General features: G+C 68.6%; 23 protein-coding genes. 14 read left to right on the top strand and 9 right to left on the bottom strand.

The features are described 5' to 3' along the window. Position 1 precedes the first annotated feature (1 nt). The 5 genes from IE266_RS04810 to IE266_RS04790 all read right to left on the bottom strand — a co-directional run bounded on the left by IE266_RS04810 (position 2) and on the right by IE266_RS04790 (position 4617). Positions 2-625 (bottom strand): LysE family transporter, encoded by a 624-nt coding sequence (locus IE266_RS04810; RefSeq protein WP_189678913.1) that lies wholly within the window; start codon positions 623-625, stop codon positions 2-4. 66 nt (positions 626-691) lie between these two features. After that, positions 692-1321, bottom strand: a complete 630-nt coding sequence (locus tag IE266_RS04805; RefSeq protein WP_189678912.1) for a glutathione S-transferase — start codon at positions 1319-1321, stop codon at positions 692-694. Positions 1322-1506: 185 nt separating this feature from the next. After that, complete coding sequence (locus IE266_RS04800; RefSeq protein WP_189678911.1) at positions 1507-2646, bottom strand: acetate/propionate family kinase; 1140 nt, start codon at positions 2644-2646, stop codon at positions 1507-1509. Next, positions 2643-4025 carry a bifunctional enoyl-CoA hydratase/phosphate acetyltransferase gene (locus tag IE266_RS04795; protein WP_268249743.1) on the bottom strand — a complete coding sequence of 461 codons (1383 nt, stop codon included), beginning with the start codon at positions 4023-4025 and terminating at the stop codon, positions 2643-2645. Before IE266_RS04795 ends, IE266_RS04800 begins: the two co-directional genes overlap by 4 nt. Positions 4026-4131: 106 nt before the next feature. After that, positions 4132-4617, bottom strand: a complete 486-nt coding sequence (locus IE266_RS04790) for a class I SAM-dependent methyltransferase (protein WP_189678910.1) — start codon at positions 4615-4617, stop codon at positions 4132-4134. Between the two features lie 173 nt (positions 4618-4790). Here IE266_RS04790 and IE266_RS04785 point away from each other — a divergent pair, with 173 nt between their 5' ends. The 5 genes from IE266_RS04785 to IE266_RS04765 all read left to right on the top strand — a co-directional run bounded on the left by IE266_RS04785 (position 4791) and on the right by IE266_RS04765 (position 11138). Then, positions 4791-6563: an ABC transporter ATP-binding protein gene (locus IE266_RS04785; RefSeq protein WP_189678909.1), complete on the top strand. Its 1773-nt coding sequence runs from the start codon at positions 4791-4793 to the stop codon at positions 6561-6563. Continuing rightward, complete coding sequence (locus tag IE266_RS04780) at positions 6556-8466, top strand: ABC transporter substrate-binding protein (protein ID WP_189678908.1); 1911 nt, start codon at positions 6556-6558, stop codon at positions 8464-8466. The genes IE266_RS04785 and IE266_RS04780 overlap by 8 nt, the downstream gene beginning before the upstream one ends. Continuing rightward, positions 8466-9494: an ABC transporter permease gene (locus IE266_RS04775; RefSeq protein WP_189678907.1), complete on the top strand. Its 1029-nt coding sequence runs from the start codon at positions 8466-8468 to the stop codon at positions 9492-9494. Before IE266_RS04780 ends, IE266_RS04775 begins: the two co-directional genes overlap by 1 nt. Further along, a complete protein-coding gene (locus IE266_RS04770) occupies positions 9491-10645 on the top strand; it encodes an ABC transporter permease (RefSeq protein ID WP_189678906.1) in 1155 nt (384 codons plus the stop codon). Before IE266_RS04775 ends, IE266_RS04770 begins: the two co-directional genes overlap by 4 nt. 124 nt (positions 10646-10769) lie before the next feature. Continuing rightward, positions 10770-11138: a hypothetical protein gene (locus tag IE266_RS04765; protein ID WP_189678905.1), complete on the top strand. Its 369-nt coding sequence runs from the start codon at positions 10770-10772 to the stop codon at positions 11136-11138. A gap of 6 nt (positions 11139-11144) precedes the next feature. On the opposite strand, the gene IE266_RS04760 is transcribed toward IE266_RS04765, so the two are convergent. After that, entirely contained in the window at positions 11145-13484 is a 2340-nt protein-coding gene (locus tag IE266_RS04760; RefSeq protein ID WP_373310503.1) for a mechanosensitive ion channel family protein, read from the bottom strand. Positions 13485-13857: 373 nt separating this feature from the next. Here IE266_RS04760 and IE266_RS04755 point away from each other — a divergent pair, with 373 nt between their 5' ends. From IE266_RS04755 to rpe, 9 genes are all read left to right on the top strand, one after another. Continuing rightward, positions 13858-15069 (top strand): glycosyltransferase family protein, encoded by a 1212-nt coding sequence (locus IE266_RS04755; protein WP_229863897.1) that lies wholly within the window; start codon positions 13858-13860, stop codon positions 15067-15069. After that, complete coding sequence (locus IE266_RS04750) at positions 15066-16298, top strand: glycosyltransferase (RefSeq protein ID WP_189678904.1); 1233 nt, start codon at positions 15066-15068, stop codon at positions 16296-16298. The genes IE266_RS04755 and IE266_RS04750 overlap by 4 nt, the downstream gene beginning before the upstream one ends. Further along, entirely contained in the window at positions 16295-17362 is a 1068-nt protein-coding gene (locus tag IE266_RS04745) for a glycosyltransferase family 4 protein (protein WP_373310502.1), read from the top strand. Before IE266_RS04750 ends, IE266_RS04745 begins: the two co-directional genes overlap by 4 nt. Further along, positions 17359-17937 (top strand): histidine phosphatase family protein, encoded by a 579-nt coding sequence (locus tag IE266_RS04740; protein ID WP_189678903.1) that lies wholly within the window; start codon positions 17359-17361, stop codon positions 17935-17937. The genes IE266_RS04745 and IE266_RS04740 overlap by 4 nt, the downstream gene beginning before the upstream one ends. Further along, positions 17934-19040, top strand: a complete 1107-nt coding sequence (locus IE266_RS04735; protein ID WP_189678902.1) for a glycosyltransferase family protein — start codon at positions 17934-17936, stop codon at positions 19038-19040. Before IE266_RS04740 ends, IE266_RS04735 begins: the two co-directional genes overlap by 4 nt. After that, positions 19037-19777 carry a polysaccharide deacetylase family protein gene (locus tag IE266_RS04730; protein WP_189678901.1) on the top strand — a complete coding sequence of 247 codons (741 nt, stop codon included), beginning with the start codon at positions 19037-19039 and terminating at the stop codon, positions 19775-19777. Before IE266_RS04735 ends, IE266_RS04730 begins: the two co-directional genes overlap by 4 nt. Beyond that, entirely contained in the window at positions 19774-20250 is a 477-nt protein-coding gene (locus IE266_RS04725) for a class I SAM-dependent methyltransferase (RefSeq protein ID WP_189678900.1), read from the top strand. The genes IE266_RS04730 and IE266_RS04725 overlap by 4 nt, the downstream gene beginning before the upstream one ends. After that, the gene (locus IE266_RS04720) at positions 20250-20933 is read left to right on the top strand and encodes a DUF1045 domain-containing protein (protein WP_308434565.1); all 684 of its coding nucleotides are present in this window, start codon (positions 20250-20252) and stop codon (positions 20931-20933) included. The genes IE266_RS04725 and IE266_RS04720 overlap by 1 nt, the downstream gene beginning before the upstream one ends. A gap of 62 nt (positions 20934-20995) precedes the next feature. Continuing rightward, a complete protein-coding gene (rpe, locus tag IE266_RS04715) occupies positions 20996-21685 on the top strand; it encodes a ribulose-phosphate 3-epimerase (RefSeq protein ID WP_189678899.1) in 690 nt (229 codons plus the stop codon). 4 nt (positions 21686-21689) lie between these two features. Here the strand turns inward: rpe and IE266_RS04710 are convergent, their stop codons facing one another. The 3 genes from IE266_RS04710 to gltX form a co-directional block, all read right to left on the bottom strand. Then, positions 21690-22301 (bottom strand): glutathione S-transferase family protein, encoded by a 612-nt coding sequence (locus IE266_RS04710; protein ID WP_189678898.1) that lies wholly within the window; start codon positions 22299-22301, stop codon positions 21690-21692. Between the two features lie 156 nt (positions 22302-22457). Further along, on the bottom strand, positions 22458-24674 hold the full coding sequence (katG, locus tag IE266_RS04705) for a catalase/peroxidase HPI (protein WP_189678897.1): 2217 nt from the start codon (positions 24672-24674) through the stop codon (positions 22458-22460). A 290-nt stretch (positions 24675-24964) separates the two neighbouring features. Beyond that, positions 24965-26290, bottom strand: coding sequence for a glutamate--tRNA ligase (gltX, locus tag IE266_RS04700; RefSeq protein WP_189678896.1), 1326 nt, complete (start codon positions 26288-26290; stop codon positions 24965-24967). Positions 26291-26547 lie beyond the last annotated feature (257 nt).

Below are 26547 nucleotides of genomic sequence, written 5' to 3'. Positions count from 1 at the left end.
ATCAGGTGAAACGGGCGGTGAGAATGCGCAGGCCAAGCGCGCCGAAGCCCAGCGCGAAGGCGGCCTCGAAGCCGCGACGCAGGCGCAGGTAGCTGCGGGTCATGACCGGAACCGAGAAGAGCAGCGCCCAGCCGTGGAAGATCAGCAGGCTCTGGGTGAAGACGGCGAGGATCACCACCACCAGCGCCGAGGCAGGGGTGCCGGCGGGAATGGCTATGGAATAGAGCGCGCCGAAGAACAGGATCGCCTTGGGGTTGGTCAGGTGCAGGGCGAGGCCGCGCAGGTAGAGGCGGCGGCGGGACCCGGTGAAGCTGCGGGTGGCGATGGCGCGCCCGCCGATGGCGGCGCGGGCGGATTTGAAGGCGAGGAACATCAGGTAGGCGGCACCGACATAGCGCACGACCTCCAGCGTCCAGGCATGGGTGTGCATCAGCGCGCCGAGGCCCGCGGCTGCGGCGACCGACCAGATCAGCGAGCCGGTGGTGATGCCCGAGGCCAGCGCCAGCCCGGCGGCGCGCCCACGTTCGAGCGAGGTGCCGGCGATGGCCAGCGTCGCCGGGCCGGGCGAACAGCTGGCGATCAGCGCGGCGGCGAGGATCGCCGCGAGGTTGATGTCATGCAGCATGGACCTCCCCTTCCATCCGGCGCAATCCAATCCCCGAAGCGGCGCGGCGTCAACCGCGCCGCCGCGTCACAGCGCGGCGCTGGGGCGGGCCTTGATCGCGTCGTACCAGGCCTGGGTGGCGGTATTGCCCTCGGGGATGCGCATCTTGATGACCCGCGCGAAGTCGACGAAGACGAAGGCCGAGATATCGGCCAGGGTGAAATGGTCGAGCGCGACGAAGCGGCTCTCGCGCAGCCGCTGCTCCAGCATCTCGAAGAAGGCGGCGGCGCGCTCCATGCCGCGCGCGGCCAGCTCGGGGATCTGCGCGTGGTTGACGGTGCCGGTCACCGCGCGGTCCTTCATCCGCGGGTTGCCGTTGCGCAGTGCCTCGGCGATGGGCAGACCGCCCTGCAGCTCGGCGATGGCGTTCCACATCAGCACCAGCCCCTTCTCGTCGGGCGTGCGCCCCATCAGCGGCGGCTCGGGGAATGCGGCTTCGAGATAGGCGGCGATGCCGAGGTTCTCGGTCAGGATGGTGCCCTCGTCGGTCACCAGCACCGGCACGGTGGCGCGCGGGTTCACCGCCAGGAACTCGGGCCGCAGCTGCTCGCCCTCGGCGATGGAGATGTTGCGCGTCTCCAGGAACAGCCCCTTCTCGGCGATGAACATGCGGGCGCGGCGCGGGTTGGGCGCGGTGGGGCAGTCGTAGAATAGCATCAAGGATCCTCCCTGCGCGCACCATTGTGCGGCAGGGCCGGAGAGGCAAGCCCCGGCGGCGGTGCGGTGCCGAAATCCTGCGAGGATTTCGGGCGGTTTCCTTCGAGGAAACCGCGCCCCTGCCCAACGTTGGCCGAAATCCTCGCAGGATTTCGGACGTTTTCCGCGACGGAAAACGTCCCCGCTCAGCCCAGCGCGCGGGCGACGGCGCGGGCGATCACCCGTTCTTCGTCGGTGCGGATCACCAGGATCTCGGTCGGGCCGATGCCGATGTCGGTGGCGTTCACCGCATTGGCCGCGGCGTCCAGCTGCAGGCCGAGGAAGCCCAGCCCCTCGATCACCCGCGCCCGGATTGGCGCGGCGTTCTCGCCGATGCCGCCGCAGAAGACCACTGCGTCAAGCCCGCCCATCACCGCCGCCATCGCGCCGAGTTCCCGCTTGATGCGGAAGACGTAATAATCGATCGCCTCGGCCGCCTCTGGCGCGGCGCTGGCCAGCAGCGTGCGCATGTCGTGGCTGATCCCCGAGAGGCCCTTGAGACCGCTTTCGAGGTAGAGCATCTGCTCGATCTGCGCCGCGCCCATGCCGCGGGCCATCAGGTAGAGCAGCACGCCGGGGTCGAGCTGGCCGCAGCGGGTGCCCATCGGCAGCCCGTCGAGCGCCGAGAAGCCCATGGTCGAGCCGATCGAGCGCCCGCCCTGCACCGCGCACATCGAGGCGCCGTTGCCGAGGTGGCAGACCACCACCCGCCCCCTGGCGAGGTCGGGCCGCTGCTGCGCCACCACGCCGGTCACATAGTCGTAGGACAGCCCGTGAAAGCCATAGCGCCGCACGCCCTCGTCATACAGGTGGCGCGGCAGGGCGAAGGCGTCGTTGACGAAGGGATGGCCGCGGTGGAAGGCGGTGTCGAAACAGCCGATCTGCAGCGCCTCGGGGAAGGCGGCCTGAGCCGCCGCCACGGCAGCGAGGTTGTGCGGCTGGTGCAGCGGCGCCAGCGGGTTCAGCGCGGTCAGCTGGGCGATGACATCGGCTGTCAGCGCCACCGGGTCGCCGAATGTCTTGCCGCCGTGAACGATGCGGTGGCCGACTCCCACAACGTCACGGTCGCCCAGATGGCCCTCGACCGTCGACAGGATCGCCCGCACCGCCGCCGCGTGATCGGCCGGGCCGATCTCGCGCGCGTCCTCGCCCTTCAGCTTCATCCGCGCCAGCGGGCCGAGGTTCTCGATCAGGCCCGAGAGATTCAGTTCGGGTTCCGGCGCCGGGGCGTAGACCGCGAATTTCAGCGAGGAGCTGCCCGCGTTCAGGGTCAGGATCGCGCTCATGCCGACCGCGCCGCGTGCAGCACCGCCACCGCGCAGGAGGCGAGGCGCGATTTCTCGTCATCGGCGCGGCTGGTCAGGATCACCGGGCAGCGCGCTCCCATCACGATGCCGGCGCTCTGCGCATGGGCGAGGAAGGTCAGCTCTTTCGCCAGCATGTTGCCCGCCTCCATGTTGGGCGCGACGAGGATGTCGGCATGGCCCGCCACCAGCCCCTTGATCCCCTTGGTGCGCGCGGCGGCGAGGTCGACCGCGTTGTCCATCGCCAGCGGCCCGTCGACCAGCCCGCCGGTGATCTGCCCGCGGTCGGCCATTTTCGACAGGATCGCCGCGTCGAGCGTCGAGGGGATCGCCGGGTTCACCGTCTCCACCGCCGAGAGGATGCCGACGCGCGGCTCGGCCAGACCCAGCGAATGGGCAAGGTGAATGGCGTTCTGGATGATGTCGGCCTTGATCATCAGGTCGGGCGCGATGTTGATCGCGGCGTCAGTCACCATCAGCAGGTGGTCGAGGCCGGGCACATCCATCACGAAGACATGGCTGAGCCGGCGGTCGGTGCGCAGCCCGCTCTCGCGCGACAGGATGGCGCCAAGGAAGATGTCGGTGTGCAGGTGCCCCTTCATCAGCGCGCCCGCGCGCCCCTCGCGCACCAGCGCCACGGCGCGTTCGACGGCGGCCTTGTGATCGGGGGCCGGGGCGATCTCGACGCCCGAGATGTCGAGCCCCGCCGCCTGCGCGGCGGCGGCGATGCGGTCGGGGTCGCCCACCAGCACCGGCTCGATCAGGCCATGCTGCGCCGCCAGCAGCGGTCCGGCCAGGGCGTCGGCCTCCTCGGGCGCGACCACGGCGGTGCGCATCGGCCGCAGCGGCGCCGCCGCTTCCAGCAGCCGGTCGAAATGCTGGTGATCCTGCAGGATCAGCCCCGGCACCTCGGCAGGGTCGAAGGTCACCGCCCGCGCCGGGGCGATCACCTCGGCCTCGCCTTCCAGCACGGGGCGGCCGTCCTGCGTGGTGACGGTGGTGGCAAAGCGCGCCAGCCGCCCCTCGCCCTTCTCCAGCAGCCTGACCCGCACCACCAGCGTCTCGCCCGCCTGCGCCTGGCTGACGAAGCGCAGGCTCTGCGAGCGGTAGATCGTGCCCGGCCCCGGCAGGTCGCAGCCCAGAACCGCCGAAACCAGCGAGGCGATCCACATCGAGGGCGCCAGGGCCTCGGGGCTGCCGTCGCCGTCGCCATCCTCCTTCGGGAGGTGCATCGGGTTCAGGTTGCCCGAGGAATTGGCGAAGACATAGAGGTCGTCGGCATGAAGCACGCGGGTGTGCTCGGCCTCCATCCCGATCTTCAGCGCGTCGAAAGGGATGTTGTGCAGCAGCTTGCGTTGCACGAGGAGCGTTCCTTCCTGCCGTTGGCCTCCCGCTCCGGCAGGGCCGAGCAGTCCGGTGAAGGCTAGCCGATTCTGGACCGCATGGGGAGTGACGCTTTGGCGCGGCTCAGGCGCGGTAGATGAAGCAGCGCCCCGGCACCGCGCCGGGCGGCAGCGGCAATTCCTCGAGGCGGTCGAAATACATCCGGTCGCTCGACACCATCAGCCCGCCCGGCGCCAGCAGCGGTTCGACCAGCGGCGAGATCAGCTGCGCGAAGGCGTCGTTCTTTTCGAGGTTGTGCCCGCCAAGATCGGCGTGAACCAGGCTCGCCGTCGCGCCCAGCCGCGCCAGCGTGGCCGGCAGCGTGTCGCGCACGTCGCCCAGGATCAGGTCCGCGTCGGGCGGCGTCGAGTCGGGATGCGAGGCCACCGCGCGCTCGAAAACCAGGATCTGGCGGCCTGCGACCTTCTCGCGCAGGTGGTGATAGGTGCGCCCGTTGCCGAGCCCCAGTTCGAACACCGGGCCGGGCATCGTGGCGGTCTCGGCAATCGCCCAATCCAGGCAGGCGCGCTGCGAAACCATGCGGTCGATGAAGATGTCCAGTCGGCTCATTGCAATGCCCTTTCCGCGTGCGTCCCCGTCTAGATGGCAGATCGAAAGCCCGAATTACACCCCCGCAAAAATGCGGATAGGGTTTGACGACCCGACCAGCGCCGCGCCAAGGTAAGTATTAATACCGGCTGCCAGGGGGCGGCCCACCAGACCGGCAGGCGAAACCGAGCGACATGACTCCATTGCTGACAGTCGAGAACCTGAGCGTCGGCTTCGGCCGCGCCGATCCGGTCGTGCGCGATGTCAGCTTCGAGATCATGCCCGGCCAGACGCTGGCCCTCGTCGGCGAAAGCGGCTCGGGCAAGACCGTCACCTGCCGTGCGATCCTGCGCATCCTGCCGCGCGTCGCCCGCATCCACTCGGGGCGCATCCTGCTGAACGGGCGCGACGGGCCGCGCGACCTTGCCACCCTATCGCAACGCGACCTGCGCGCGGTGCGCGGCGACACCGTCTCGATGATCTTCCAGGAGCCGATGCGCTCGCTCTCGCCGCTGCACACGCTGGGCAACCAGGTGGCAGAGGTGCTCTGGCTGCATCGCGGAGCCAGCGGCGGCGATGCGAAGAAACAGGTGCTCGACACCTTTGCCCGCGTCGGCTTCCCAGATCCCGAGCGCGCCTATGGCTCGTACCCCTTCGAGATGTCCGGCGGGATGCGCCAGCGCGCGATGATCGCAATGGCGATGGTCGGAAAGCCCGACCTGCTGATCGCCGACGAACCGACGACCGCGCTGGATGTGACCACGCAGGCGCAGGTGCTCGGCCTCATCAAGGAGCTGCAGCAGGAAACCGGGATGGCGATGATCCTGGTGACCCACGACCTCGGCGTTGTGGCCAATATGGCCGAACAGGTGGTGGTGATGCACAAGGGCCGGGTGATGGAATCCGGCGCGGCGGCCGCGGTGCTGGGCGACCCGGCGCATCCCTATACCCGACAGCTGTTCGACGCGGCCCCTGCGATCCCCGCCAACCCCGAATTCGTACCCGAACCGCCGCACGACGACCTGATCCTCGAACTGAAGAACGTCAACAAGACCTATACGATGCGGGCCAAGTCGTCCTGGAAGGCGCAGGTGCTGATCCGCGCCTGCCGCGGTGTCGACCTGGCCCTGCCGCGCGGCACCACGCTTGCCATCGTCGGCGAAAGCGGCTCGGGCAAGACCACCGCCGCGCGCATCGCGCTTGGCGCGGAACGCCCCGACGAGGGCGGCGAGGTGCTGTTCAAGCCCGAGCGCGGCAGCGCAGCCATCGCCGTGCACGACCTCAACCGCACCGCGCGGACCGCCTTCCAGAAGCAGGCGCAAATGGTATTCCAGGACCCCTACTCCTCGCTGTCGCCGCGGATGCGCATCCTCGACGCGCTCTGCGAGCCGCTGGAGATCCACGGGATCGGATCGTCATCGGAACGCCGTGACCGCGCCGCACAGATGCTGGCGCAGGTCGGGCTGACCTCGGACATGCTGATGCGCTATCCGCACGCCTTCTCGGGCGGCCAGCGCCAGCGCCTGTCGATCGCGCGGGCGCTGATGCTGAACCCCTCGCTGCTGGTCTGCGACGAGCCGACCTCGGCGCTGGACGTCTCGGTGCAGGAACAGATCCTCTGCCTGCTGGAAGACATCCGCGACCGGCTGGGCCTGTCCTATCTCTTCATCAGCCACGACCTTGCCGTGGTTGCCCGGATCGCCGACGAAGTTGCAGTGATGCGCCAGGGCCTGGTGGTCGAACAGGCCCCGCCCGAGACGCTATTCCACAATCCGCGCCACCCCTACACGAAGGCGCTGATCGCCGCTCAACCCACGCCCGACATCAACCGGCCGATCAACCTGAAACTTGTTGCGCAGGGGGCCGGCGCACCGGAAAGCTGGCCCGAGGCCTTCCGTTTTTCCGAGACCGTGGTACCGTCGCTGATGCAGGTGGAACCCGGCCACAAGGTGAGATGCCATGTCTAGGATCGTTCACTCTTTCGCCTTCGTTCTCGCCGGGATGCTGGCCGGCCCTGCCGCCGCGGCGGACCTGCAGGAAAGCCCCTACTGGGCCGAGAAGATCGGCAAGGGCGAGTTGCCCGCCATCTCCGAGCGTGTCCCGGCCGAGCCGCTGGTGGTCGACCTCGAGGCCAAGGGCCGCACCTCGGGCACGCCGGGCGGCACGCTGACCACGCTGGTCTCGCGCGACAAGGACATCCGCATGATGGTCGTCTACGGCTATGCGCGGCTGGTCGGCTTCGACAAGGATTACAACCTGGTGCCGGACATCCTGGCCTCGGTCGACGTGCAGGAAGGCCGCGTCTTCACCTTGCACCTGCGCAAGGGCCACCGCTGGTCCGACGGCGCGCCCTTCACCTCGGCCGATTTTGCCTATTGGTGGGACGACGTCGCCAACAACCCCGAGCTCAGCCCCTCGGGCCCGCCGGATTTCCTGCGCATCGACGGCAAGTATCCAACCGTCACCACCCCGGACGAGACCACCGTGGTCTATGCCTGGGACGCGCCCAACCCGCTGTTCCTGCAGACGCTGGCCCAGGCCCGTCCGCCCTTCATCTACCGCCCGGCGCATGTGATGAAGCAGTTCCACCAGAAATACGCCGACCCTACCGGGCTGGCCGAAGCCGTGGCCGACGCGCGTGTCAAGAGCTGGGCCGCGCTGCACAACGGCCTCGACAACATGTACGACTTCGACAACCCCGAGCTGCCGACGCTGCAGCCCTGGGTGAACACCTCGGACGGCAAGAAGATCCGCCACCAGTTCGTCCGCAACCCCTATTACCACCGCGTCGACAGCCACGGCATCCAGCTGCCCTATATCGACGTGGTCGAGATGGAGATCGTCTCGGGCGGGCTGATCGCCGCCAAGGCCAATGCCGGCGAGACCGACCTGCAGGGCCGCGGCCTAGATTTCCGCGATATCCCGATCCTCAAGAAGGGCGAGGCCGACGGCAAACCCTATCGGACCCTGCTCTGGGCCAATGGCACCGCGAGCCAGATCGCGATCTATCCCAACCTCAACTGCGCCGACGACACCTGGCGCACCGTGCTGCGCGACGTGCGGGTGCGCCGTGCCCTCTCGCTGGCGATCGACCGCGCCGCGATCAACCGCGCGCTGTTCTTCAAGATGGCCAAGCCCGGCGCCATGTCGGTGCTGCCGCAAAGCCCCTTCTTCGAGGAGGAGAACCGCGAGGCCTGGGCCGCCTTCGACACCGCCCAGGCCAACGCGCTTCTGGACGAGGCGGGGCTGGCGAAGAAGGGCGGCGACGGCATCCGCCTGCTGCCCGACGGCCGCCCGATGGAGCTGGTGATCGAGGTGGCCGGCGAACGCCAGGAAGAGGAGAACGCGCTCCAGATCGTCACCGACACCTGGCGCGAGATCGGCGTCAAGCTGGTGATGCGCCCGCTCGACCGCGACATCCTGAGGAACCGCGTCTATGCCGGCACCTCGATGGCCTCGGCCTGGTTCGGCTGGGACAACGGCATCCCGCAGGCCTATACCTCGCCCGACTACCTCGCGCCGCGCCAGCAGGAGTTCTTCGCCTGGCCGAAGTGGGGCCAGTTCTACCAGACCAACGGCGGCGCCGGCGAGCCGCCCGACATGGAGGCCCCCAAGCGCCTGCTCGACCTCTCGCATGAATGGGAGCAGACCACCGACGACACCCGCCGCGCCGAGATCTGGCAGGAGATGCTGAAGATCCATGCCGACAACGTCTTCGGTATCGGCATCCTGAACGAGGCGCCGCAGCCCATCGTGGTCTCGACCAAGCTGAAGAACGTGCCGGAATCGGCCATCTGGGCCTGGGAGCCGGGCGCGCATTTCGGCATCCACCGGATGGACGAATTCTATTTCGAAGGCGGCAAGAAGTAATGCAGATCCTGCGCTACGCGGTCTATCGCTTCGGCACCATGCTGCTGACGCTGCTGGTCGTTTCGGCGCTGATCTTCGCCATCATCAACCTGCCGCCGGGCGATTACCTGTCCAACCAGATCGCCGAGCTTAAGTCGACCGGCCAGTCGGCGGGCGTCGCCAAGGCCGAGTTCCTGCGCAAGGAATACGCACTCGACCGGCCGCTGTGGGAGCAATACCTGATCTGGGTCGGCTTCGCCCCCGGCCCGCACGGCTTCTCGGGGCTGATCCAGGGCAATTTCGGCTGGTCCTTCGAATTCGACCGCCCCGTGGCCGAGATCGTCGGCGACTCGCTCTGGCTCACGGTGCTGGTGAACCTCGCCGCCGTGCTCTTCGTCTACATGGTCGCCCTGCCGCTGGGCGTGCTGGCGGCGGCGCGCTCGCGCACCTGGGTCGACTATTCCTCGGCCTTCGTCGGCTACCTCGGGCTTGCGACGCCGAACTTCCTGCTGGCGCTGATCCTGTTCTACTACGGCCACCGCTACATGAACCTGCCCATCGGCGGGCTGATGGACCCCTCGTTCGAGGGCCAGCCGATGAGCTGGGACAAGGTGCAGTCGATCCTGTGGCATCTGATCGTGCCGACCTTCGTGATCGGCACCTCGGGCGCGGCGGCGATGATGCAGCGGCTGCGCGCGAACATGCTCGACGAGCTGGGCAAGCCCTATGTCGAGACCGCCATCGCCAAGGGGATGAGCCCGCGCCGGATGCTCACCAAGTATCCGCTGCGCGTCGCCTTCAACCCCTTCGTCGCCGATATCGGCAACCTGCTGCCCTCGATGGTCTCGGGCTCGGTTCTGGTATCGGTGGTGCTGGGGCTGCAGACCATCGGCCCGACCCTGCTCACGGCGCTGCGCGCGCAGGACCAGTTCCTCGCCGGTTTCGTGCTGATGTTCGTGGCCCTGCTCACGCTGATCGGCACCATGATCTCGGACGTGCTGCTGGTCCTGCTCGATCCGCGCATTCGCTACGAGGGCCGCGACGCATGAGCCGCCTACCCGACGGTCGCTATGTCGACGACGCCCCCTACGACCCGAACCTCTCGATCCAGACGATCGAGCGCAAGGATCTCGACGCGCCCGCCCGCGTGCTGGTCTGGCGCAAGTTCAAGACCCACCGGCTCGGCCTGATCTCGGGCATCTTCCTGCTGTTCTGCTACCTGATGCTGCCCTTCGCCGGCTTCATCGCGCCCTATTCGCCGAACGAGCGGTATTCGGACAATCTCTACTCTCCGCCGCAGGGCATCCACCTCTGGCACGAGGGCAAGTTCGTCGGCCCCTACGTCTATGCGATGACCTCCGAGCCGAACATGGTCACCTTCAAGTGGGAGTTCAAACCGGACACCTCGACCCCGCAGAAGCTGTCTTTCTTCTGCAAGGGCTCGACCTATGACCTCGCCGGGCTGATTCCGACCGACCGGCACCTGTTCTGCGCCCCCGAGGGCGTCACCGTGTTCCTTCTCGGCTCTGACCGGCTGGGCCGCGACATGTTCAGCCGCATCCTCTATGGCGCCCAGCTGAGCCTCACCGTGGGCCTGATCGGCATCACCGTCTCCTTCGTGCTCGGCATCTTCTTCGGCTCGGTCGCCGGCTACTTCGGCGGTGGCATCGACTGGGTGATCAATCGGATGATCGAGATCCTGCGCTCGCTGCCCGAGCTGCCGCTCTGGCTGGCGCTTTCGGCGGCGGTGCCGTCGAACTGGGGGCCGGTCTCGGTCTTCTTCATCATCTCGGTGATCCTCGGGATCCTCGACTGGCCGGGCCTGGCCCGTTCGGTGCGCGCCAAGTTCCTCAGCCTGCGCGAAGAGGAATACGTCCGCGCGGCCGAGATGATGGGTGCCTCCTCGGGCCGGGTGATTCGAAAACACCTGCTGCCGAACTTCATGAGCCACCTGATCGCCTCGGCCACCCTTTCCATTCCGGCGATGATCCTGGGCGAAACCGCCCTATCGTTTCTCGGACTGGGACTGCGCGCCCCGGCGGTCAGCTGGGGCGTGATGCTCAACGATGCCCAGAACCTGGTCAACGTGGAGATATACTGGTGGACCGCTCTGCCCATGCTGCCCATCATCATCGTCGTGCTCGCGTTCAATTTCCTCGGTGACGGGCTGCGCGACAGCCTTGACCCCTACGAGCATTGATTGCGTAATTGTAATCCTCACCACAGACGGCTGTATGAAACCGTCCGATAGTTACCGAGTTATCTCCCAGAGGTCAGCACAATGACCGTTTACGATCAGGAGATGTTAACGAATGAGACCGGACATGAATCCCAGCACCTATGCACGGGTCGCCCCGCCCGTTGATCAACCGACGCCGACCCTCTGGTGCGGCGAAGGCCGGGGCAGCGAGGAAAGCGCGCTCGACACCGAGACCGCCGTCCGGCTGAACTGCATCGTCGGGCGCATCTTCGAGGCGGCGGCCGACTGGAGCCAGCTGGTGCGCGGCCTGTCGGCCTATGGCTTCTCGCTGCAGTTCGAAGGCTCGCGCCTGGTGCTGTTCAACGACCAGACCGGCCACGGCCTCTGCACCTGCGCATCGCTCGGCCACAGCTTCCGCGCGCTGCTCGCCCGGCTGGGCAAGCCCGCCGTTCTGGCCGACTCGGGCCGGCTGATCCCCCGCCCGGCGCGCTGAGGCGGCTCAGCGGTCGTCGCCGCCGACGCCCTTCATGTCGTCCATCGCATCGTCGTCGATCGCCGCCTGCGCCGCGCCGGTGATGGCTTCGCGCTGCTCGGGCGTCAGTTCGGCGACGCGCCCGTCGGCCAGGCGCACCGTCACCTCGCGGTGCGCGAACTTGATGCCCTCTCGCGCGAACAGCGCCCGGATCTCCTCGTAGACGCGCTTGCGGATATTCCACTGGTCACCCGGCTTGGTCATGAACTTGACCCGGATGATCATGGCGCTGTCCTGCATCTCGATCACGCCCTGGCTCTTGAGCGGCTGGATGAAGTCGGCACCGATCACCGGGTCTTCCAGCAGCTCCTGCCCCAGCTTCTTGATGAGCTTGCGGACCTTCTCGACATCCGTGTCATAGGTCACCCGCAGCGGCAGCTTCATGATCACCCAGTCGCGCGAATAGTTGGTCAGCACCTGGATCTCGCCGAAGGGAATGGTGTGCAGTGCGCCGAGGTGGTGGCGCAGCTGGAACGAGCGGACCGAGATCTTTTCGACCGTCCCCTTCACGGTGTTGATGTCGATGTATTCGCCCTTGCGGAAGGCATCGTCGATCAGGAAGAACGCGCCCGAGAAGATGTCGCGCACCAGCGTCTGCGCGCCAAAGCCGACTGCGAGGCCAACCACCCCGGCCCCTGCGAAGAGCGGCGAGACGTTGATCCCCAGCTCCATCAGCGCGATCAGCGCGATCGAGACCACCACCACAGCCAGGATCGCGCCCCGGAACAGCGGCAGCAGCGTGGCCAGCCGCGAGGCGCTTGGCGCGGCGCCCTCGTCGCCGAGTTCGCCGCTCTCCTCGGGCAGCGGCGCTTCCTCGGCGATCTTCGTGTCGATCCAGATCCGGAACAGGTGATAGACGATGTAGCCGATGAACAGGATGAAGATCACGTCCATCAGCCGCCCGACCAGGCTCTCGCGCAGGAAGGCGTTGTCCGGGTCCCAGATCCGCAACAGCGCATAGGCCCCGGCCACGAAGGCCAGGATGCCGGCGACGCGGCGCGCCAGGTCTTCGTAGGTGTTGAACGAGGGGCGTGGGATCAGCGGCATGTCCTCTTGCGCGGCGTCTTCCAGCGCATCGGCCTCGGCCATGTCCTGGTTCATCCGCTCGCGCGCCATGGTGCGGTGGAAATAGCGCTCGATCCCGTAGTTGATGACGCCGTAGACCACGATGATGGTCAGGAAGACACCATAGGCGCCCATGATCAGCGGCACCGACTCGGGCAGTTCCATCACCAGGTCAAAGGCCAGTTCGAGCCAGCCGAAGATCACGTAGGCCACGAGCAGCGGCGCCCAGCCAAGGGCCACCATCCGTGTAACCCAGCTCAGCTCGCGCGTCGGCTTGCCGCGCCGGATCGCATTGGTGATCGACCTCGCGTTCAGCGCGATCATCGCCAGGTTCAGCAGCGCCCCCAGCAGCGAGAGCGCGCCATACATCAGCGCGTAGACGTTGTAGTTCAGCCCGAAGTCGTGGATCCAGGTGCTGAACATGATGACGGCGACATTGTAGCCGCCCAGCAGCGAGGCCCAGTAATACAGCCGCCGCGCGTCGCGGTCGCTGAAATCGGGAATGCGATATTGCGGCAGGAAGGGCGACAGGATCATGCGCCAGACATCGGCCAGCGTGCGGGCGATGAACCAGCCGAGGAAGATCGCCGTGACGGTGAACTGGATCGACAGGTCCTTGGATTCGCCCCAGATCAGTAGAAGTAGCAGGTAGGCCACCGTCATGCCGAAGATCGTGCCACCGACGCCCATCAGGAAGCGGAAGACCAGGAAGGGCATCTTCTCGCGATAGCCCTGCGGTGCCTCCATCACCCGCGAGACGACCAGCCCGCGCACCAGCCGGCGGCCGTAGATATAGACCCCGGCAAAGCGCCCGATGACCAGCATGACAAGGGTCCAGAAGAAGACCATCACATAGGTCTTGATCTCCCCCTCGGGGCTGGTGGCGCGCAGGATATAGGCCACTTCGTTCAGCGAATTGGGCAGCGCGTCGAGCCGTTCGCGCAGGGTCTCGCGAAAGCGCGAGACCTTGGACTGCGCCTTCATCAGCGCCGAGGCGCCCTCCATGCTGGCCGCCGCCGGCACCGCGGGGTCGGCCGGATCGGCCTGCGGCGCGCTCAGCACGGCGCCGTTGCGGTCGATCACGATGACGCTGACACCGGCCGCGGCGGCCTCGCGGATAGCGCGGGTCAGCGTGTCGGTCTCGCCGCCCGCCGTCTCCGCCGCCTGCTGGGCCATGGCCGCCAGCGGCAGAAGCAACACGAATATCAGCGCCGCGCCAAACCGCCGCATCAGCCTGCCCATGCCCGTCTCCCGGCTTTTCCTGTCCGATCGAGGCTACAAGACGCCGCCAGGGCAGGCAATCGGCTTGCATCCCGATCACTCCGCGCCACGGCGGACAGGAAAAAACCGAGGTTTCTCTTATCTGTTTTCAAGCCGGAACAATTTCACTAAACCTGATGTGACCGCTCTCGGGTGCGGGGCCGCCAGCCTCTGACCCCAGGGCAGTCCGGAAGGACATTGCAGGTACCGAAAACGCGTGCCAGAAACACGGGTCGGACGAGCCGATCAAGGGGCGGAACATGACCGCGGTGAGGCAATTTCCAATGACCGGCGCCGCCTGCCCGCGGCGCACTGCTTCGCTGCGCCCGCAGACCAGCCAGGTGACAAGGCGAAAATGAACAGCCCGTTCTCACGCCGGGGCGCGCGTGCGCCCCGGATCATGCTCTACAGCCATGACACCTTCGGGCTTGGCCACCTGCGCCGCTCGCGTGCGCTGGCGCAGGCGATCACCGGCTCGATCCCCGACGCCTCGGCGCTGATCCTCACCGGCTCGCCCGTCGCCGGCCGCTTCGACTTTCCCCGGCGCGTCGACCACGTGCGCCTGCCGGGCGTGACCAAGCTGCAGGATGGCTCCTACGTCAGCCAGACCATGGGCATGGGCATCGAGGAGACGACCGAGTTGCGCGCCGGGCTGATCCGCTCGACCGCCGAGCAATACGAGCCCGACGTGCTGATCGTCGACAAGGAGCCGACCGGCTTCCGGGGCGAGCTGATGCCGACGCTCAAGATGCTGCAGGCCGAGGGCAAGTGCCGCCTCGTCCTGGGCCTGCGCGACGTGCTCGACGAACCCGAGGTGCTGGCCGCCGAATGGGAGCGCAAGCACGCCCTGCCGGTGATGGAAAGCGCCTATGACGAGATCTGGATCTATGGCACGCGCTCGGTCTACGACCCGACCGCCGGGCTGGACATCAGCCCCGCCACCCGCGCCCGGATGCACTGGACCGGCTACCTGCGCCGCTCGCGCAACTCGACCGCCGAGCCGCCGGAACAGCCCTATATCCTGGTGACCCCCGGCGGCGGCGGCGATGGCGAGCTGATGGTCGACCTGGTGCTCTCGGCCTATGAACAGGACCCCGACCTCAGCCCCCGCGCGATCCTGGTCTACGGCCCCTTCCTCTCGGGCGAGATCCGCGCCGAGTTCGAGGCCCGGGTCGAGGCGCTTGGCGGCCGCGTCACCGCCACCGGCTTCGATTCCCAGATCGAGACGCTTTATGCCGGGGCCGAGGGCGTGGTCTGCATGGGCGGCTACAACACCTTCTGCGAGGTGCTTTCCTTCGACATGCGCGCGGTCATCGTGCCCCGCACCGTGCCGCGCCTGGAACAGTGGATCCGCGCCAGCCGCGCCGAGGAACTGGGCCTGGTTCGGATGCTCGACGACAAGCGCGACGGGCTCTCGCCGCAGTCGATGATCGCGGCCATCCGCAACCTGCCGCAACAGAACCTGCCCAGCGAGGCGATGACCGACGGGCTGCTGGACGGGCTCGATTACGTCACCGACAGGGTCGCGGCGCTGTTGTCGTTACGGGCGGGTCAGGCAGCGGAATGAGCAGACCGCCGCTGGCGGTGGTGGTCAAGGGCTGGCCCCGCCTGTCGGAAACCTTCATCGCCCAGGAACTTGTCGCGTTGGAAGCGGCGGGCCACCCGCTCGCCCTCTGGTCGCTGCGTCACCCGACTGACACCAAGACCCACCCGCTGCACGACCGTCTTGCCGCGCCGGTCAACTACCTGCCCGAGTATCTGCACGACGAACCGGGCCGGGTCTGGCACGCCTGGCGCGCCGCGCGGCGGCTGCCGGGCTACAAGGCGGCCGTGCGGCTATGGCGCGCCGATCTTTCGCGCGAACGCACCCGCAACCGGGTGCGCCGCTTCGGGCAGGCCTGCGTGCTGGCAACCGAGCTGCCCGAGGGCACGCCGGCGATCTACGCCCATTTCCTGCATACCCCCGCCTCGGTCGCGCGCTATGCGGCGGTGATGCTGGGCATTCCCTGGGCCTTCTCGGCCCATGCCAAGGATATCTGGACCTCGCCCGACTGGGAGCTGCGCGAGAAGCTGGCCCTCGGCCCCGGCGGCGCCAGCTTCGGCGCCACCTGCACCGCCTTCGGCGCGGCCCACCTGCGCGACCTCGCCGCCGATCCGGGCCGCATCGACCTGGTCTATCACGGCCTCGACCTTGCCCGCTTCCCCGCCCCGCCCGAACGGCCCCTGCGCGCCCCCGGCGCGCCGCTGCAACTGCTCTCGGTCGGGCGGCTGGTCGAGAAGAAGGGGTTCGACCGGCTGATCGACGCGCTGGCCCTGCTGCCCGACTGGCTCGACTGGCACTGGGTCCACATCGGCGGGGGCGAGCTGAAGGACCAGATGAAGGCCCAGGCCGAAGCCGCCGGCATCGCCACGCGTATCACCTGGAAGGGCGCCTGCGACCAGCCCGAGGTGATCGCTGCCATGCGCACCGCCGATCTCTTCGTGCTGCCCAGCCGCATCGCCGCCAACGGCGACCGCGACGGGCTGCCCAACGTGCTGATGGAGGCTGCCTCGCAGCTGCTGCCCATCGTCACCACCGCGGTCTCGGCCATCCCCGAGTTCATCACCCATGGCACCCACGGCCTGCTGGTGCGCGACGCCCCCGAGGATATCGCCGAGGCGATCACAGACGTGGCCTCCGACCCGGCGGCGGCGGCCGAGATGGCCACGGCGGCGCTGGCACGGCTGCGCTCGGACTTCGCCGTCGACCCCGGCATCGCCCGCCTTTCCGACCGCCTGCGGGAGCTTGGCGCGTGATTGCCTTCTACGCGCCGCTCAAGGCGCCGGACCATCCGGTGCCCTCGGGCGACCGTGAGATGGCCCGCGCCCTGATCGCGGCGCTGCAACCGCTTGGCCCCGTCACCTTGGCAAGCGGGCTGCGCAGCCTCGACCTCGCCGGCGATGCCGCGGCGCAGGCCCGCCTGCGCGCCAAGGCCGAGGCCGAAGTGGAACGGCTGATCCGCGAGCTGCCGCACGAGACCCGGATCTGGCTGACCTATCACAACTACTACAAGGCGCCCGACCTGATCGGCCCCGCCGTCTGCGCCGCGCGCGGGCTGGCCTATGTTCAGGTCGAATCCACCCGCGCGAAGAAGCGCCTCACCGGCCCCTGGGCCGGTTTCGCCGCCAGCGCCGAAGCCGCCAGCGATGCCGCGCAGGTGATCTTCTACCTGACCGAACGCGACGGCGAGACGCTTGCGCGTGACCGCGCGCCGGGCCAGCAGCTTGTCCACCTGCGCCCCTTCCTGCCCCGCCCCGCCCTGCCCGATCCCGCCCCGCTGGCCGAGGGCGCGCCGATGCTCGCCGCCGCCATGATGCGCCCCGGCGACAAGCTCGCCTCCTATGCGCTGATCGCCGAGGCGCTGGCGCTGATGTCCGGGGACTGGACGCTCGACATCGCCGGCGACGGCCCCGCGCGACCCGAGGTCGCGGCGCTGATGGCGCCTTTCGGAGCGCGCGTCCGCTTTCTCGGCCGTCTCGACGCCGAGGGCATGGCCGCGGCCTACCAGCGTGCCGGCCTGTTCCTCTGGCCCGGCGTCAACGAGGCCTTCGGCATGGTCTACCTCGAAGCCCAGGCCGCCGGGCTGCCAGTGGTGGCCCAGGACCGCCCCGGTATGCGCGAGGTGCTCGCCACCCCGCCCTGCCCGGTCGAAGGCGGCCCTGCCGCCCTGGCCGCCCACGCGACCCGGCTGCTTGCAGACCGCGCCGAACGGCAGGCCCAGGGCGCCGCCGCCCGCGCCCATATCGCCCGCCACCACCTGCTGGAGGCCGCCAGCGCCACCCTCGCCGCCGCCCTGACCCCGCTGGAGCCGCGCCCATGATCCGCCTTGCCCTGCTCCGCCACGGCCCCACCGCCTGGAACCGCGAAGGCCGCATCCAGGGCTCGACCGACATCCCGCTCGACCCCGAGGCGCGCGCGGCGCTTGCCGCCCTCGCCCTGCCCGCCCCCTGGGACGCCGCCGAACTCTGGTCGAGCCCGCTGCAACGCGCCGCCGAGACCGCGCGGCTGGTCGGCGGACGCGCGCCGCGCACCGCCGAGGCCCTGCGCGAGATGCACTGGGGCGACTGGGAGGGCCGGCACGGCACCGAGTTGCTGGCCGACCCCGCCAGCGGCTATCGCCATATCGAGGACTGGGGCTGGGACTATCGCCCGCCGAACGGCGAAACTCCGGGCGAACTGCGCGACCGCCTGACGCCCTGGCTCGGAACGCTAAACCGCGACAGCCTTGCCGTCTGCCATATCGGCGTGATGCGCGTGCTGCTGGCGCTGGCCCATGGCTGGAACTTCGCCGGCGCCGCCCCCTTCAAGGTAAAGCGCAACCGCTTGTTCGTGCTGGCCCTCGATGGCCAGCATCTCGCCCCGCTGGGCGAGCCGATCCGGCTGGTGCCGCGATGAAGGTGCTGATCGCCGTCACCCACCTGCTCGGCACCGGCCACCTGGCCCGCGCGCTGACGCTGGGCCGCGCCTTCGCCGCGCGGGGTCACGCGGTGCGCATTGCCTCGGGCGGGATGGCGGTGCCGCAGTTCGACCTCTCGGGGGTCGAGCTGGTCCAGCTGCCGCCACTGCGCTCGGACGGCACCGCCTTCACCCGCCTGCTGGCCTCCGACGGCACGCTGGCCGACGACGGCTACCACGCCCGGCGCCGCGACATGCTCGTTGCCGAGGTCCGCGATCACGCGCCCGACATCCTGATTACCGAACTCTTCCCCTTCGGTCGCCGCGCCCTGCGCGCCGAGTTCCGCGCCCTGCTCGACGCCGCCCATGCGCTGCCGCGCCGGCCGGTGGTGCTGGCCTCGATCCGCGACATCCTCGCGCCGCCGAGCAAGCCCGAGCGCGTGGCCCAGACCGAGGTGCTGGTGCTCGACCACTATGACGCCGTGCTGGTCCATTCCGACCCCGCCGTCGTCCCGCTCGACCTCAGCTGGCCGGTCAGCGCGGCGCTCACGGCAAAGCTGCGCTATACCGGCTTCGTCGCGCCGCCGCCGCCCGAACCCCACCCGGAGGGGCTGGGCACGGGCGAGGTGCTGGTGAGCGCCGGCGGCGGCCCGGTGGGCCAGCGCCTGTTCCAGACCGCCATCGCGGCGGCCCGCGCCGACAAAAGGACATGGCGACTGATGACCCGTGACATGCCCCCGAACCTGCCGCCGAACGTCGTGATCGACCCGCCGCGCCCCGACTTTCGCGCGCTGCTGGCCAATGCCGCCGCCTCGGTCAGCATGTGTGGCTACAACACCGCCATGGACCTGCTGCAAACCGGGGTGCCCGGCGTGATCGTGCCCTTCGACGCCGGTGGCGAACAGGAACAGGGCCTGCGCGCAGGGGCGCTGTCGCGGATGCCCGGCCTGCGCATCCTGCGCGACGAGGCGCTGTCACCCAAGGCGATGCTGGCCGCGCTGGCCGAGGCCACCGCCGATCCGTCCCGCACCGCCACCCCCGATTTCGACGGCGCCCGCCACGCGGTGGACATCGCCGTGACCCTCGCCGAGGCGCGACCATGAGCTGGCGCGCGCTTGGCCGGGAGCTGGCGCACTGGCGCCGCGACAGCCTCGACCTGCCGCTCTGGTGGCGGGACGACGACGCCGTGGCCCCCGGCGCGGCGCTTGACCGGCTGCTGGCCACCGCCGCGCATCTGGAGGTGACCCCGCACCTCGCGGTGATCCCGGCCGCGGCGACCGAGGCGCTGGCCGCCGAGAGCGGTTTCGTCGCCATGGTCCACGGCTGGCAGCACCGGAACCACGCCCCCGAGGGCGAGAAGAAGGCCGAATTCCGCGCCCATCGCCCGCTGCCGGATCGCCTGGACGAGGCGCAGCGCGGCTTGGCCCGCCTCACCGCCCTGTTCGGCCCGCGCGCCTGCCCGGTCTTCGTGCCGCCCTGGAACCGCATCGACGAGGACATGACCGAGGGCCTCGCCGCGCTTGGCTATCGCGGCCTCTCGGCCTTTGGCCCGCGCTCCGCGCGCGCGACCGGCGGGCTGGTGCAGGTCAACACCCACCTCGACCCGATCGACTGGCGCGGCACCCGGTCGCTGGTTGACCCCGCGGCGCTGCTGGCCCAGGTCACGCGCCAGCTTGCCGACCGCCGCGAGGGCCGCGCCGATGCGGCCGAGCCCTATGGCCTTCTGACGCACCACCTTGTGCATGACGCCCCGATCTGGGAATTTTCAACGCGGTTTATGGCCACCTTGCTCGACGCGGGCGCCCGGCCGCTGACCCTCGACACGGAGACCCTGCCATGAGCCGCCTCGATTCGATGCTGCGCCGCCTGAACGCCCAGCGCGACGGGCTGAACTGGGCGGCAGCGCAGGTCGCCGGCCAGCCCGGCGATGCGCTCGACATCGGGCTGGGCAACGGGCGCACCTACGACCACCTGCGCGAGATCATGCCCGGCCGCCGCGTGCTGGTGATCGACCGCGCGCTGCAATGCCACCCTTCCTGCGTGCCGCCCGAGGCGGATTTCCTGCAGGGCGAGGCCGAAGCCATGCTGACCCGCCTCAAGGGGGCGAACCTGCGGCTGGTGCATTATGACCTCGGCTTCGGGGTCGAAACGAAGGATGTGGCCGAAGCGGCCCGGCTCAGCCCGCTGATCAAGGCGGCGATGACCCCCGGCGGCATCGCGGTCTCGGGCCAGCCGCTGGTCGGCTTTACCCAACTCGCCGGTCCCGAGGGCATTCCCGAAGGCCGCTACAACTTCTACCGCCGAGAGGACTGATGTTCCGCCGCTACGCCATCTACCACCTGCCGCCCGCCGGCACGGAGTGGTCGCACTTCGCCACCCGCTGGCTCGGCTGGGACGCCGAGACCGGCGCCATGGCCGAACCGCTGCCCAATCCCCCTGCCGGGGAGATCGTCGAGACGCCGCGCCGCTACGGCCTGCACGCGACGCTCAAGCCGCCGTTCCACCTAACCCAGGGCACCACGCCCGAGGGGCTGGCCCAGGCCACCGCCGACCTGGCCGCGACCTTGTCGCCCGTGCGCCTCGACGGTCTCGACCTTGCCCGCATCGGCCGCTTCCTCGCCCTGCGCCCGCGCGGCGATGAAACCGCGCTCAACGCCCTCGCCGCCGCCTGCGTCCGCACGCTCGACACCTTCCGCGCCCCGCCGGACGAGGCCGAACTGGCCCGCCGCCGCGCCCGCAGGCTGTCCGAGCAGCAGGAGGCCAACCTTGCCCGCTGGGGCTATCCCCATGTGATGGACCTGTTCCGCTTCCACATCACCCTCAGCGGCTCGCTCGACCCCGAGACCCTGGCCGCGACCGAGGCGCGTTTGTCGCAGGATCTCGCGCCGCTGCTGCCCGCGCCCTATATGATCGACGAGATCGCGCTGGTGGGCGAGATGGACGACACCCGCTTCCGCCTGATATCGCGCCACCAACTGACCGGAAACGCGGCGTAACCGCCCCTACCGGCCCCATGCCCTTCGGGGTAGAACGACCTGAACAGACCGGAGATGACACCATGACCTTCGACCGCAAGATCAAGATCGCCCCGTCGATCCTCGCCGCCGATTTCGCCAATTTCGGCGCCGAATGCGCAGCGGTCGAGGCGCAGGGCGCAGACTGGGTGCATGTCGACGTGATGGATGGCCACTTCGTGCCCAACATCACCTTCGGCCCGGCCACCTGCGCGGCGATCCGCCCCCATATCAAGGGCGTGATGGACGTCCACCTGATGATCGCGCCGGTCGACCCCTATATCGACGCCTTCGCCAAGGCCGGCGCCGACGTGCTGACCGCCCATGTCGAGGCGGGCCCGCACATTCACCGCACCCTGCAGGCGATCCGCGCGGCGGGCTGCAAGGCGGGCGTCGCGCTGAACCCCGGCACCCCGGCCGAGGCGGTGGCGCATCTGCTCGACCTCACCGACCTGGTCTGCGTGATGACCGTCAACCCCGGCTTCGGCGGGCAGAAGTTCATCGACATGACCGCCAAGGTGAAGACTCTGCGCCAGATGATCGGCGACCGCCCGATCCATATCGAGATCGACGGCGGCATGGACCCGAACACCGCCCCGCTGATGGCCCGCGCCGGAGCCGACGTGCTCGTCGCCGGCTCGGCCGTGTTCAAAGGCGGCTCGGTCTCCGACCCCGCCCCCTACGGCGCCAATATCCGGGCGATCCGGGCGGCGGCCGAAGGGGTCTACGCCTGAGGCATCAGACGGCGCTCTTCGCCAGCATCCGCTGCACGGCCGGGCGCGCCAGCATCCGGTCGTGGAAGGTCGAGACATTGTCCGGCATCGGAATTTCCCGGCCCCGGCCCCAGGTCGTGAGATAGAACATCGTGGCATCGGCGATGGAATAATCGCCGAGCAGCCAGTCCCGCCCACCCAGCACCTCGCCCAGCTGCGCGAAGCCGTCGGTGACGATGCCCCGCCCATGGGCGCGGATCTCGTCATGCGCCGCCTCGACGGCGGTAAAACGCTGCGGCGCGAAGATGAAGGTGAAGCCGCGCATGTGAACCGTGGCGACCATGTAGTCCATCAGCTCCAGCGCCCGCGCCTGCCCTTCGATGTCCTGCGCCAGCAGGCCCGCCTCGGGAAAGCTGCGCCCCAGCCAGAAGGCGATGGCCTGGTATTCAGTCAGCACCGAGCCGTCATCGCGCACCAGCGTCGGCACCTTGCCCTTGGGGTTGATCGCGCGGAAACCCTCCGAGAACTGCTCGCGGTTCTGGAAATTCACCCGGACCGACTCGTAGGGAACCCCGATCTCTTCCAGGATGACATGGATCCCGTTCGAGCAACTGTTTGGCGAGAAATGCAATTTCATGGCGTCGGTCCTCCCAGACCGGATGCGGACCGCAACCGTTGGCGGGCCTGACGCCGCGAGTCCTAGCACCAGCCGTACAGGCAGTGCCAGAGGGGCAAACGGATAAGGCGCGCCGGTTGCCCGGCGCGCCGCATCGTCTTCACGGAACCGTTCGGATCAGAGATCGAAACGGTCGGCGTTCATCACCTTGGTCCAGGCGGCGGCAAAGTCCTTGGCGAACTTCGCACCGGCATCCGAGCTGCCATAGACCTCGGCCAGCGCCCGCAGCTGCGAGTTCGAGCCGAAGACCAGGTCCACACGGGTGGCGCGCCACTTGGCGGCGCCGGTCTTGCGGTCCTTGCCGACGAATTCACCTTCGGCCGCCGGATCGGCTTCCCACACCGTGCTCATGTCGAGCAGGTTGGTGAAGAAGTCGTTGGTCAGCGCGCCCTTGCGGGTGGTGAAGACGCCCAGGTCGCTCTGACCATAGTTCGCGCCCAGCGCCCGCAGGCCGCCGACCAGAACGGTCATCTCGGGGGCCGAGAGGGTCAGCAGCTGCGCCTTGTCGATCAGCAGCTCGGCCGCCAGCTTGCCGTATTCCTTCTTCTGGTAGTTGCGGAAGCCATCGGCCGCCGGCTCCAGAACCGCGAAGGACTCGACGTCGGTCTGCTCCTGGCTCGCATCGGTGCGGCCCGGGGTGAAGGGCACCTCGACGGCGTTGCCGCCATCCTTGGCCGCCTTCTCGACAGCCGCCGAACCGGCCAGCACGATCAGGTCGGCCAGCGAGATCTTCTTGGCGCCCTTGGCGTCGAACTCGGCCTTGATGCCTTCCAGCACCTTCAGCACCTTGGCCAGCTGCTCGGGCTGGTTGACTTCCCAGTTCTTCTGCGGAGCCAGGCGGATGCGTGCACCATTGGCGCCGCCGCGCTTGTCCGAACCGCGGAAGGTCGAGGCCGAGGCCCAGGCGGTCGATACCAGTTCCGACACCGTCAGACCCGAAGCCAGCACCTTCTCCTTCAGCGCTGCCACGTCGGCCGCGTCCACCAGCGGGTGGTCGACGGCGGGCACCGGATCCTGCCAGATCAGGTCTTCGGCCGGAACCTCGGGCCCGATATAGCGCGACTTCGGCCCCATGTCGCGGTGGGTCAGCTTGAACCAGGCGCGGGCAAAGGCATCGGCGAACTCGTCCGGGTTCTCGTAGAACCGGCGCGAGATCTTCTCATAGGCCGGGTCCATCCGCAGGGCGAGGTCGGTGGTCAGCATGCCGGGCGCGATCTTCTTCGACGGGTCATGCGCCGCCGGGACCTTGCCGTCGCCGGCATGGTTCTTCGGGGTCCATTGCTTGGCGCCGGCGGGGCTGGTGGTCAGCTCCCACTCGTAGCCGAAGAGGTTCTCGAAGAAGTTGTTGCTCCACTTCGTCGGGGTCTCGGTCCAGGTGATCTCCAGGCCCGAGGTGATCGCGTCGCCCGCGATGCCCGTGCCATGGCTCGACCGCCAGCCCAGGCCCTGGTCGGCGACGTCGCCGGCTTCCGGCTCGACACCCACCAGCCCGGCATCACCGGCGCCGTGGGTCTTGCCGAAGGTGTGGCCCCCGGCGATCAGCGCGACGGTCTCCTCGTCGTTCATCGCCATCCGGGCAAAGGTCTCGCGGATGTCGCGCGCGGCGAGCAGCGGATCGGGGTTCCCGTCCGGGCCTTCCGGGTTCACGTAGATCAGGCCCATCTGCACGGCGGCCAGCGGGTTCTCGAGATCGCGCTCGCCCGAATAGCGGCTGTTCGGATTGTCGCTGACGGCCAGCCACTCGGTCTCGCCACCCCAGTAGACATCCTCCTCCGGTTCCCAGACGTCGGCGCGGCCGCCGGCAAAACCGAAGGTCTTGAAGCCCATGGTCTCCAGCGCGACGTTGCCGGTCAGGATCATCAGGTCGGCCCAGGAGATGGCCTTGCCGTATTTCTGCTTGATCGGCCAGAGCAGGCGGCGGGCCTTGTCGAGGTTGGCGTTGTCCGGCCAGGAGTTCAGCGGCGCGAAACGCTGCTGACCCGCACCCGCGCCCCCGCGGCCGTCGCCGGTCCGGTAGGTGCCGGCGCTGTGCCAGGCCATGCGGATGAACAGCGGGCCATAGTGGCCCCAGTCCGCCGGCCACCAGTCCTGGCTGTCGGTCATCAGCGCGCGCAGGTCGGCCTTCAGCGCATCATAGTCCAGGCCCTTGAAGGCCTCGGCATAATCGAAGTCCTCACCCATCGGGTCGGTTGCCGGCGCCTGCTGGTGCAGCACCTTCAGGTTCAGCTGGTTCGGCCACCAGTCGCGGTTCGAACGTGCCGCGAAAGTCGTCTGCTTGCCGACTCCGTGCACCACGGGGCACTTGCCGGCGTTTTGGTTGTCGCTACCGTCCATATCTTTCTCCGATCCTGGCTGCGTCTCTTGAATCCGTCGCCGAGAGGAGCGCTGCCCCGCGCGCCCGGCCAAGCCGGAATGCGCAAAGCCGCCGCGAGTCCCGCGCGGCGTCCCCCCCTCTGTCTGTGAGTCGGGTCTAGCAAAAGATTGCCATTGGTTTAAGTTGCATTTTCCAATTACGTTAATAATAATAAATTATCGCAGATTTATGTGCGGCAAAAAAGGCAACCGCCCGCCGGAAGGCTCCGGCGGGCGGCTCGATCTCACGCGAACGTGTCCGGAAGGGCGGCTCAGCGGCCGCGCACGACCTGCAGCAGCGGCATCAGCGCCGCCATCTCGGGGCCGTGGTCCATGCCGGTCAGCGCCCGCCGCAGCGGCATGAACAGGCCCCGGCCCTTGCGCCCGGTGGCGGCCTTGACGGCATTGGTCCACTCCGACCAGGTCGAGGGCCCGAAGGGCTGCGGCGGCAGCATCGCCAGCGCCTGGGAAACGAACTCGGCATCCTCCTCGGCCACCAGCGGCTCGGCCCCGTCGCGGCAGAGCGTCCACCACTGGTCAAGGTCGTTGAGGGTCGAGATATTGTCCCGCGCCATCAGCCAAAAGGCCTCGGCCTTGTCGGCCGGCACGCCCAGGGCATCGATCTGCGACCGCACCTCTTCCAGCGGGGTGCCCTGCAGGTAATGCGCGGTCAGCGGCAGCAGGTCGGCTTCGTCGAACTTGGTCGGCGCCGAGCCGAAACGGGTGACGTCGAAACCGTCGATCAGCTTGCCCATGTCGCGCTGCAGCTCGATCGGGTCGGACGAGCCAAGCCGCGCCATCAGGCTCAGCAGCGCCATCGGCTCGATCCCCCGCGCCCGCAGGTCGCGCAGCGACAGGGTGCCGAGCCGCTTGGACAGCGCCTCGCCCTGGGGGCCGGTCAGCAACGAATGGTGCGCGAACTGCGGCGGCGTGCCGCCCAGGGTGTTGATGATCTGGATCTGGGTGGCGGTATTGGTCACATGGTCGGCGCCGCGCACGATATGGGTCACCCCCATCTCGACGTCATCGACCACCGAGGCAAAGGTATAGAGCACCTGCCCGTCGGCCTTGATCAGCACCGGATCCGAAACCGAGGCCGCATCGATCGAGATCGGCCCGAGAATGCCGTCGTTCCACTCGATCCGCTCCTGGTCGAGCAGGAAGCGCCAGACGCCGTTGCCCCGCTCGGCGCGCAGCCCGGTCTGCTCCTCCTCGGAGAGCGCCAGCGCCGCCCGGTCATAAACCGGCGGCTTGCCCATGTTCAGCTGCTTCTTGCGCTTGAGGTCCAGCTCGGTCGGGGTCTCGAAGGCCTCGTACATCCGGCCCATGCCGCGCAGCTCCTCGGCGGCGGCGGCATAGCGGTCCAGCCGCAGCGATTGCCGCTCGATCCGGTCCCAGTGCAACCCGAGCCAGGTCAGGTCCTCTTTCAGCGCGTCGACATATTCCTCCTTGCTGCGCTCCGGGTCGGTATCGTCGATGCGCAGGATGAAGGTGCCGCCGGCCTTGCGGGCGATCAGGAAGTTCATCAGGGCAGCCCGCAGGTTGCCGATGTGGATATATCCGGTCGGCGAAGGGGCGAAACGGGTGGTGACGGTCATGGGCAGCAGGCTCCTGATTGCGCGCGCGTGGTGTCACAGGAACGCCGATTTGTCCAGCGCGACAGGCGACGGCGGGGTGAACCCCGCCCTACGCCCCTGCCGGAACGCGCGCGTTTGGCAGATCCCGGACGGGACTATTTGGAAAGAAGAGAAGCAGCAGGCGCGCGTTCCTGATTTCTCTTCTTTCCAAATATCTCCAGGGGAGTCGACCGCAGGAAGACGGGGGCAGCGCCCCCAATGCGCCAGCAGCCAAAAGG

It is taken from the genome of Seohaeicola zhoushanensis, from assembly GCF_014656415.1.
Taxonomy (GTDB): Bacteria; Pseudomonadota; Alphaproteobacteria; order Rhodobacterales; family Rhodobacteraceae; genus Seohaeicola_A; species Seohaeicola_A zhoushanensis.
This window is presented reverse-complemented; position numbering and strand designations above follow the sequence as displayed.

Coding starts and splice junctions, on each gene's coding strand:
- IE266_RS04710 (WP_189678898.1), bottom strand. CDS start 22,301: ATGAAATTGCATTTCTCGCCAAACAGTTGCTCGAACGGGATCCATGTC.
- gltX (WP_189678896.1), bottom strand. CDS start 26,290: ATGACCGTCACCACCCGTTTCGCCCCTTCGCCGACCGGATATATCCAC.
- IE266_RS04760 (WP_373310503.1), bottom strand. CDS start 13,484: ATGGGCAGGCTGATGCGGCGGTTTGGCGCGGCGCTGATATTCGTGTTG.
- IE266_RS04780 (WP_189678908.1), top strand. CDS start 6,556: ATGTCTAGGATCGTTCACTCTTTCGCCTTCGTTCTCGCCGGGATGCTG.
- katG (WP_189678897.1), bottom strand. CDS start 24,674: ATGGACGGTAGCGACAACCAAAACGCCGGCAAGTGCCCCGTGGTGCAC.
- rpe (WP_189678899.1), top strand. CDS start 20,996: ATGACCTTCGACCGCAAGATCAAGATCGCCCCGTCGATCCTCGCCGCC.
- IE266_RS04725 (WP_189678900.1), top strand. CDS start 19,774: ATGAGCCGCCTCGATTCGATGCTGCGCCGCCTGAACGCCCAGCGCGAC.
- IE266_RS04770 (WP_189678906.1), top strand. CDS start 9,491: ATGAGCCGCCTACCCGACGGTCGCTATGTCGACGACGCCCCCTACGAC.
- IE266_RS04805 (WP_189678912.1), bottom strand. CDS start 1,321: ATGCTATTCTACGACTGCCCCACCGCGCCCAACCCGCGCCGCGCCCGC.
- IE266_RS04720 (WP_308434565.1), top strand. CDS start 20,250: ATGTTCCGCCGCTACGCCATCTACCACCTGCCGCCCGCCGGCACGGAG.
- IE266_RS04730 (WP_189678901.1), top strand. CDS start 19,037: ATGAGCTGGCGCGCGCTTGGCCGGGAGCTGGCGCACTGGCGCCGCGAC.
- IE266_RS04740 (WP_189678903.1), top strand. CDS start 17,359: ATGATCCGCCTTGCCCTGCTCCGCCACGGCCCCACCGCCTGGAACCGC.
- IE266_RS04785 (WP_189678909.1), top strand. CDS start 4,791: ATGACTCCATTGCTGACAGTCGAGAACCTGAGCGTCGGCTTCGGCCGC.
- IE266_RS04790 (WP_189678910.1), bottom strand. CDS start 4,617: ATGAGCCGACTGGACATCTTCATCGACCGCATGGTTTCGCAGCGCGCC.
- IE266_RS04735 (WP_189678902.1), top strand. CDS start 17,934: ATGAAGGTGCTGATCGCCGTCACCCACCTGCTCGGCACCGGCCACCTG.
- IE266_RS04775 (WP_189678907.1), top strand. CDS start 8,466: ATGCAGATCCTGCGCTACGCGGTCTATCGCTTCGGCACCATGCTGCTG.
- IE266_RS04765 (WP_189678905.1), top strand. CDS start 10,770: ATGAATCCCAGCACCTATGCACGGGTCGCCCCGCCCGTTGATCAACCG.
- IE266_RS04750 (WP_189678904.1), top strand. CDS start 15,066: ATGAGCAGACCGCCGCTGGCGGTGGTGGTCAAGGGCTGGCCCCGCCTG.
- IE266_RS04810 (WP_189678913.1), bottom strand. CDS start 625: ATGCTGCATGACATCAACCTCGCGGCGATCCTCGCCGCCGCGCTGATC.
- IE266_RS04800 (WP_189678911.1), bottom strand. CDS start 2,646: ATGAGCGCGATCCTGACCCTGAACGCGGGCAGCTCCTCGCTGAAATTC.
- IE266_RS04755 (WP_229863897.1), top strand. CDS start 13,858: ATGAACAGCCCGTTCTCACGCCGGGGCGCGCGTGCGCCCCGGATCATG.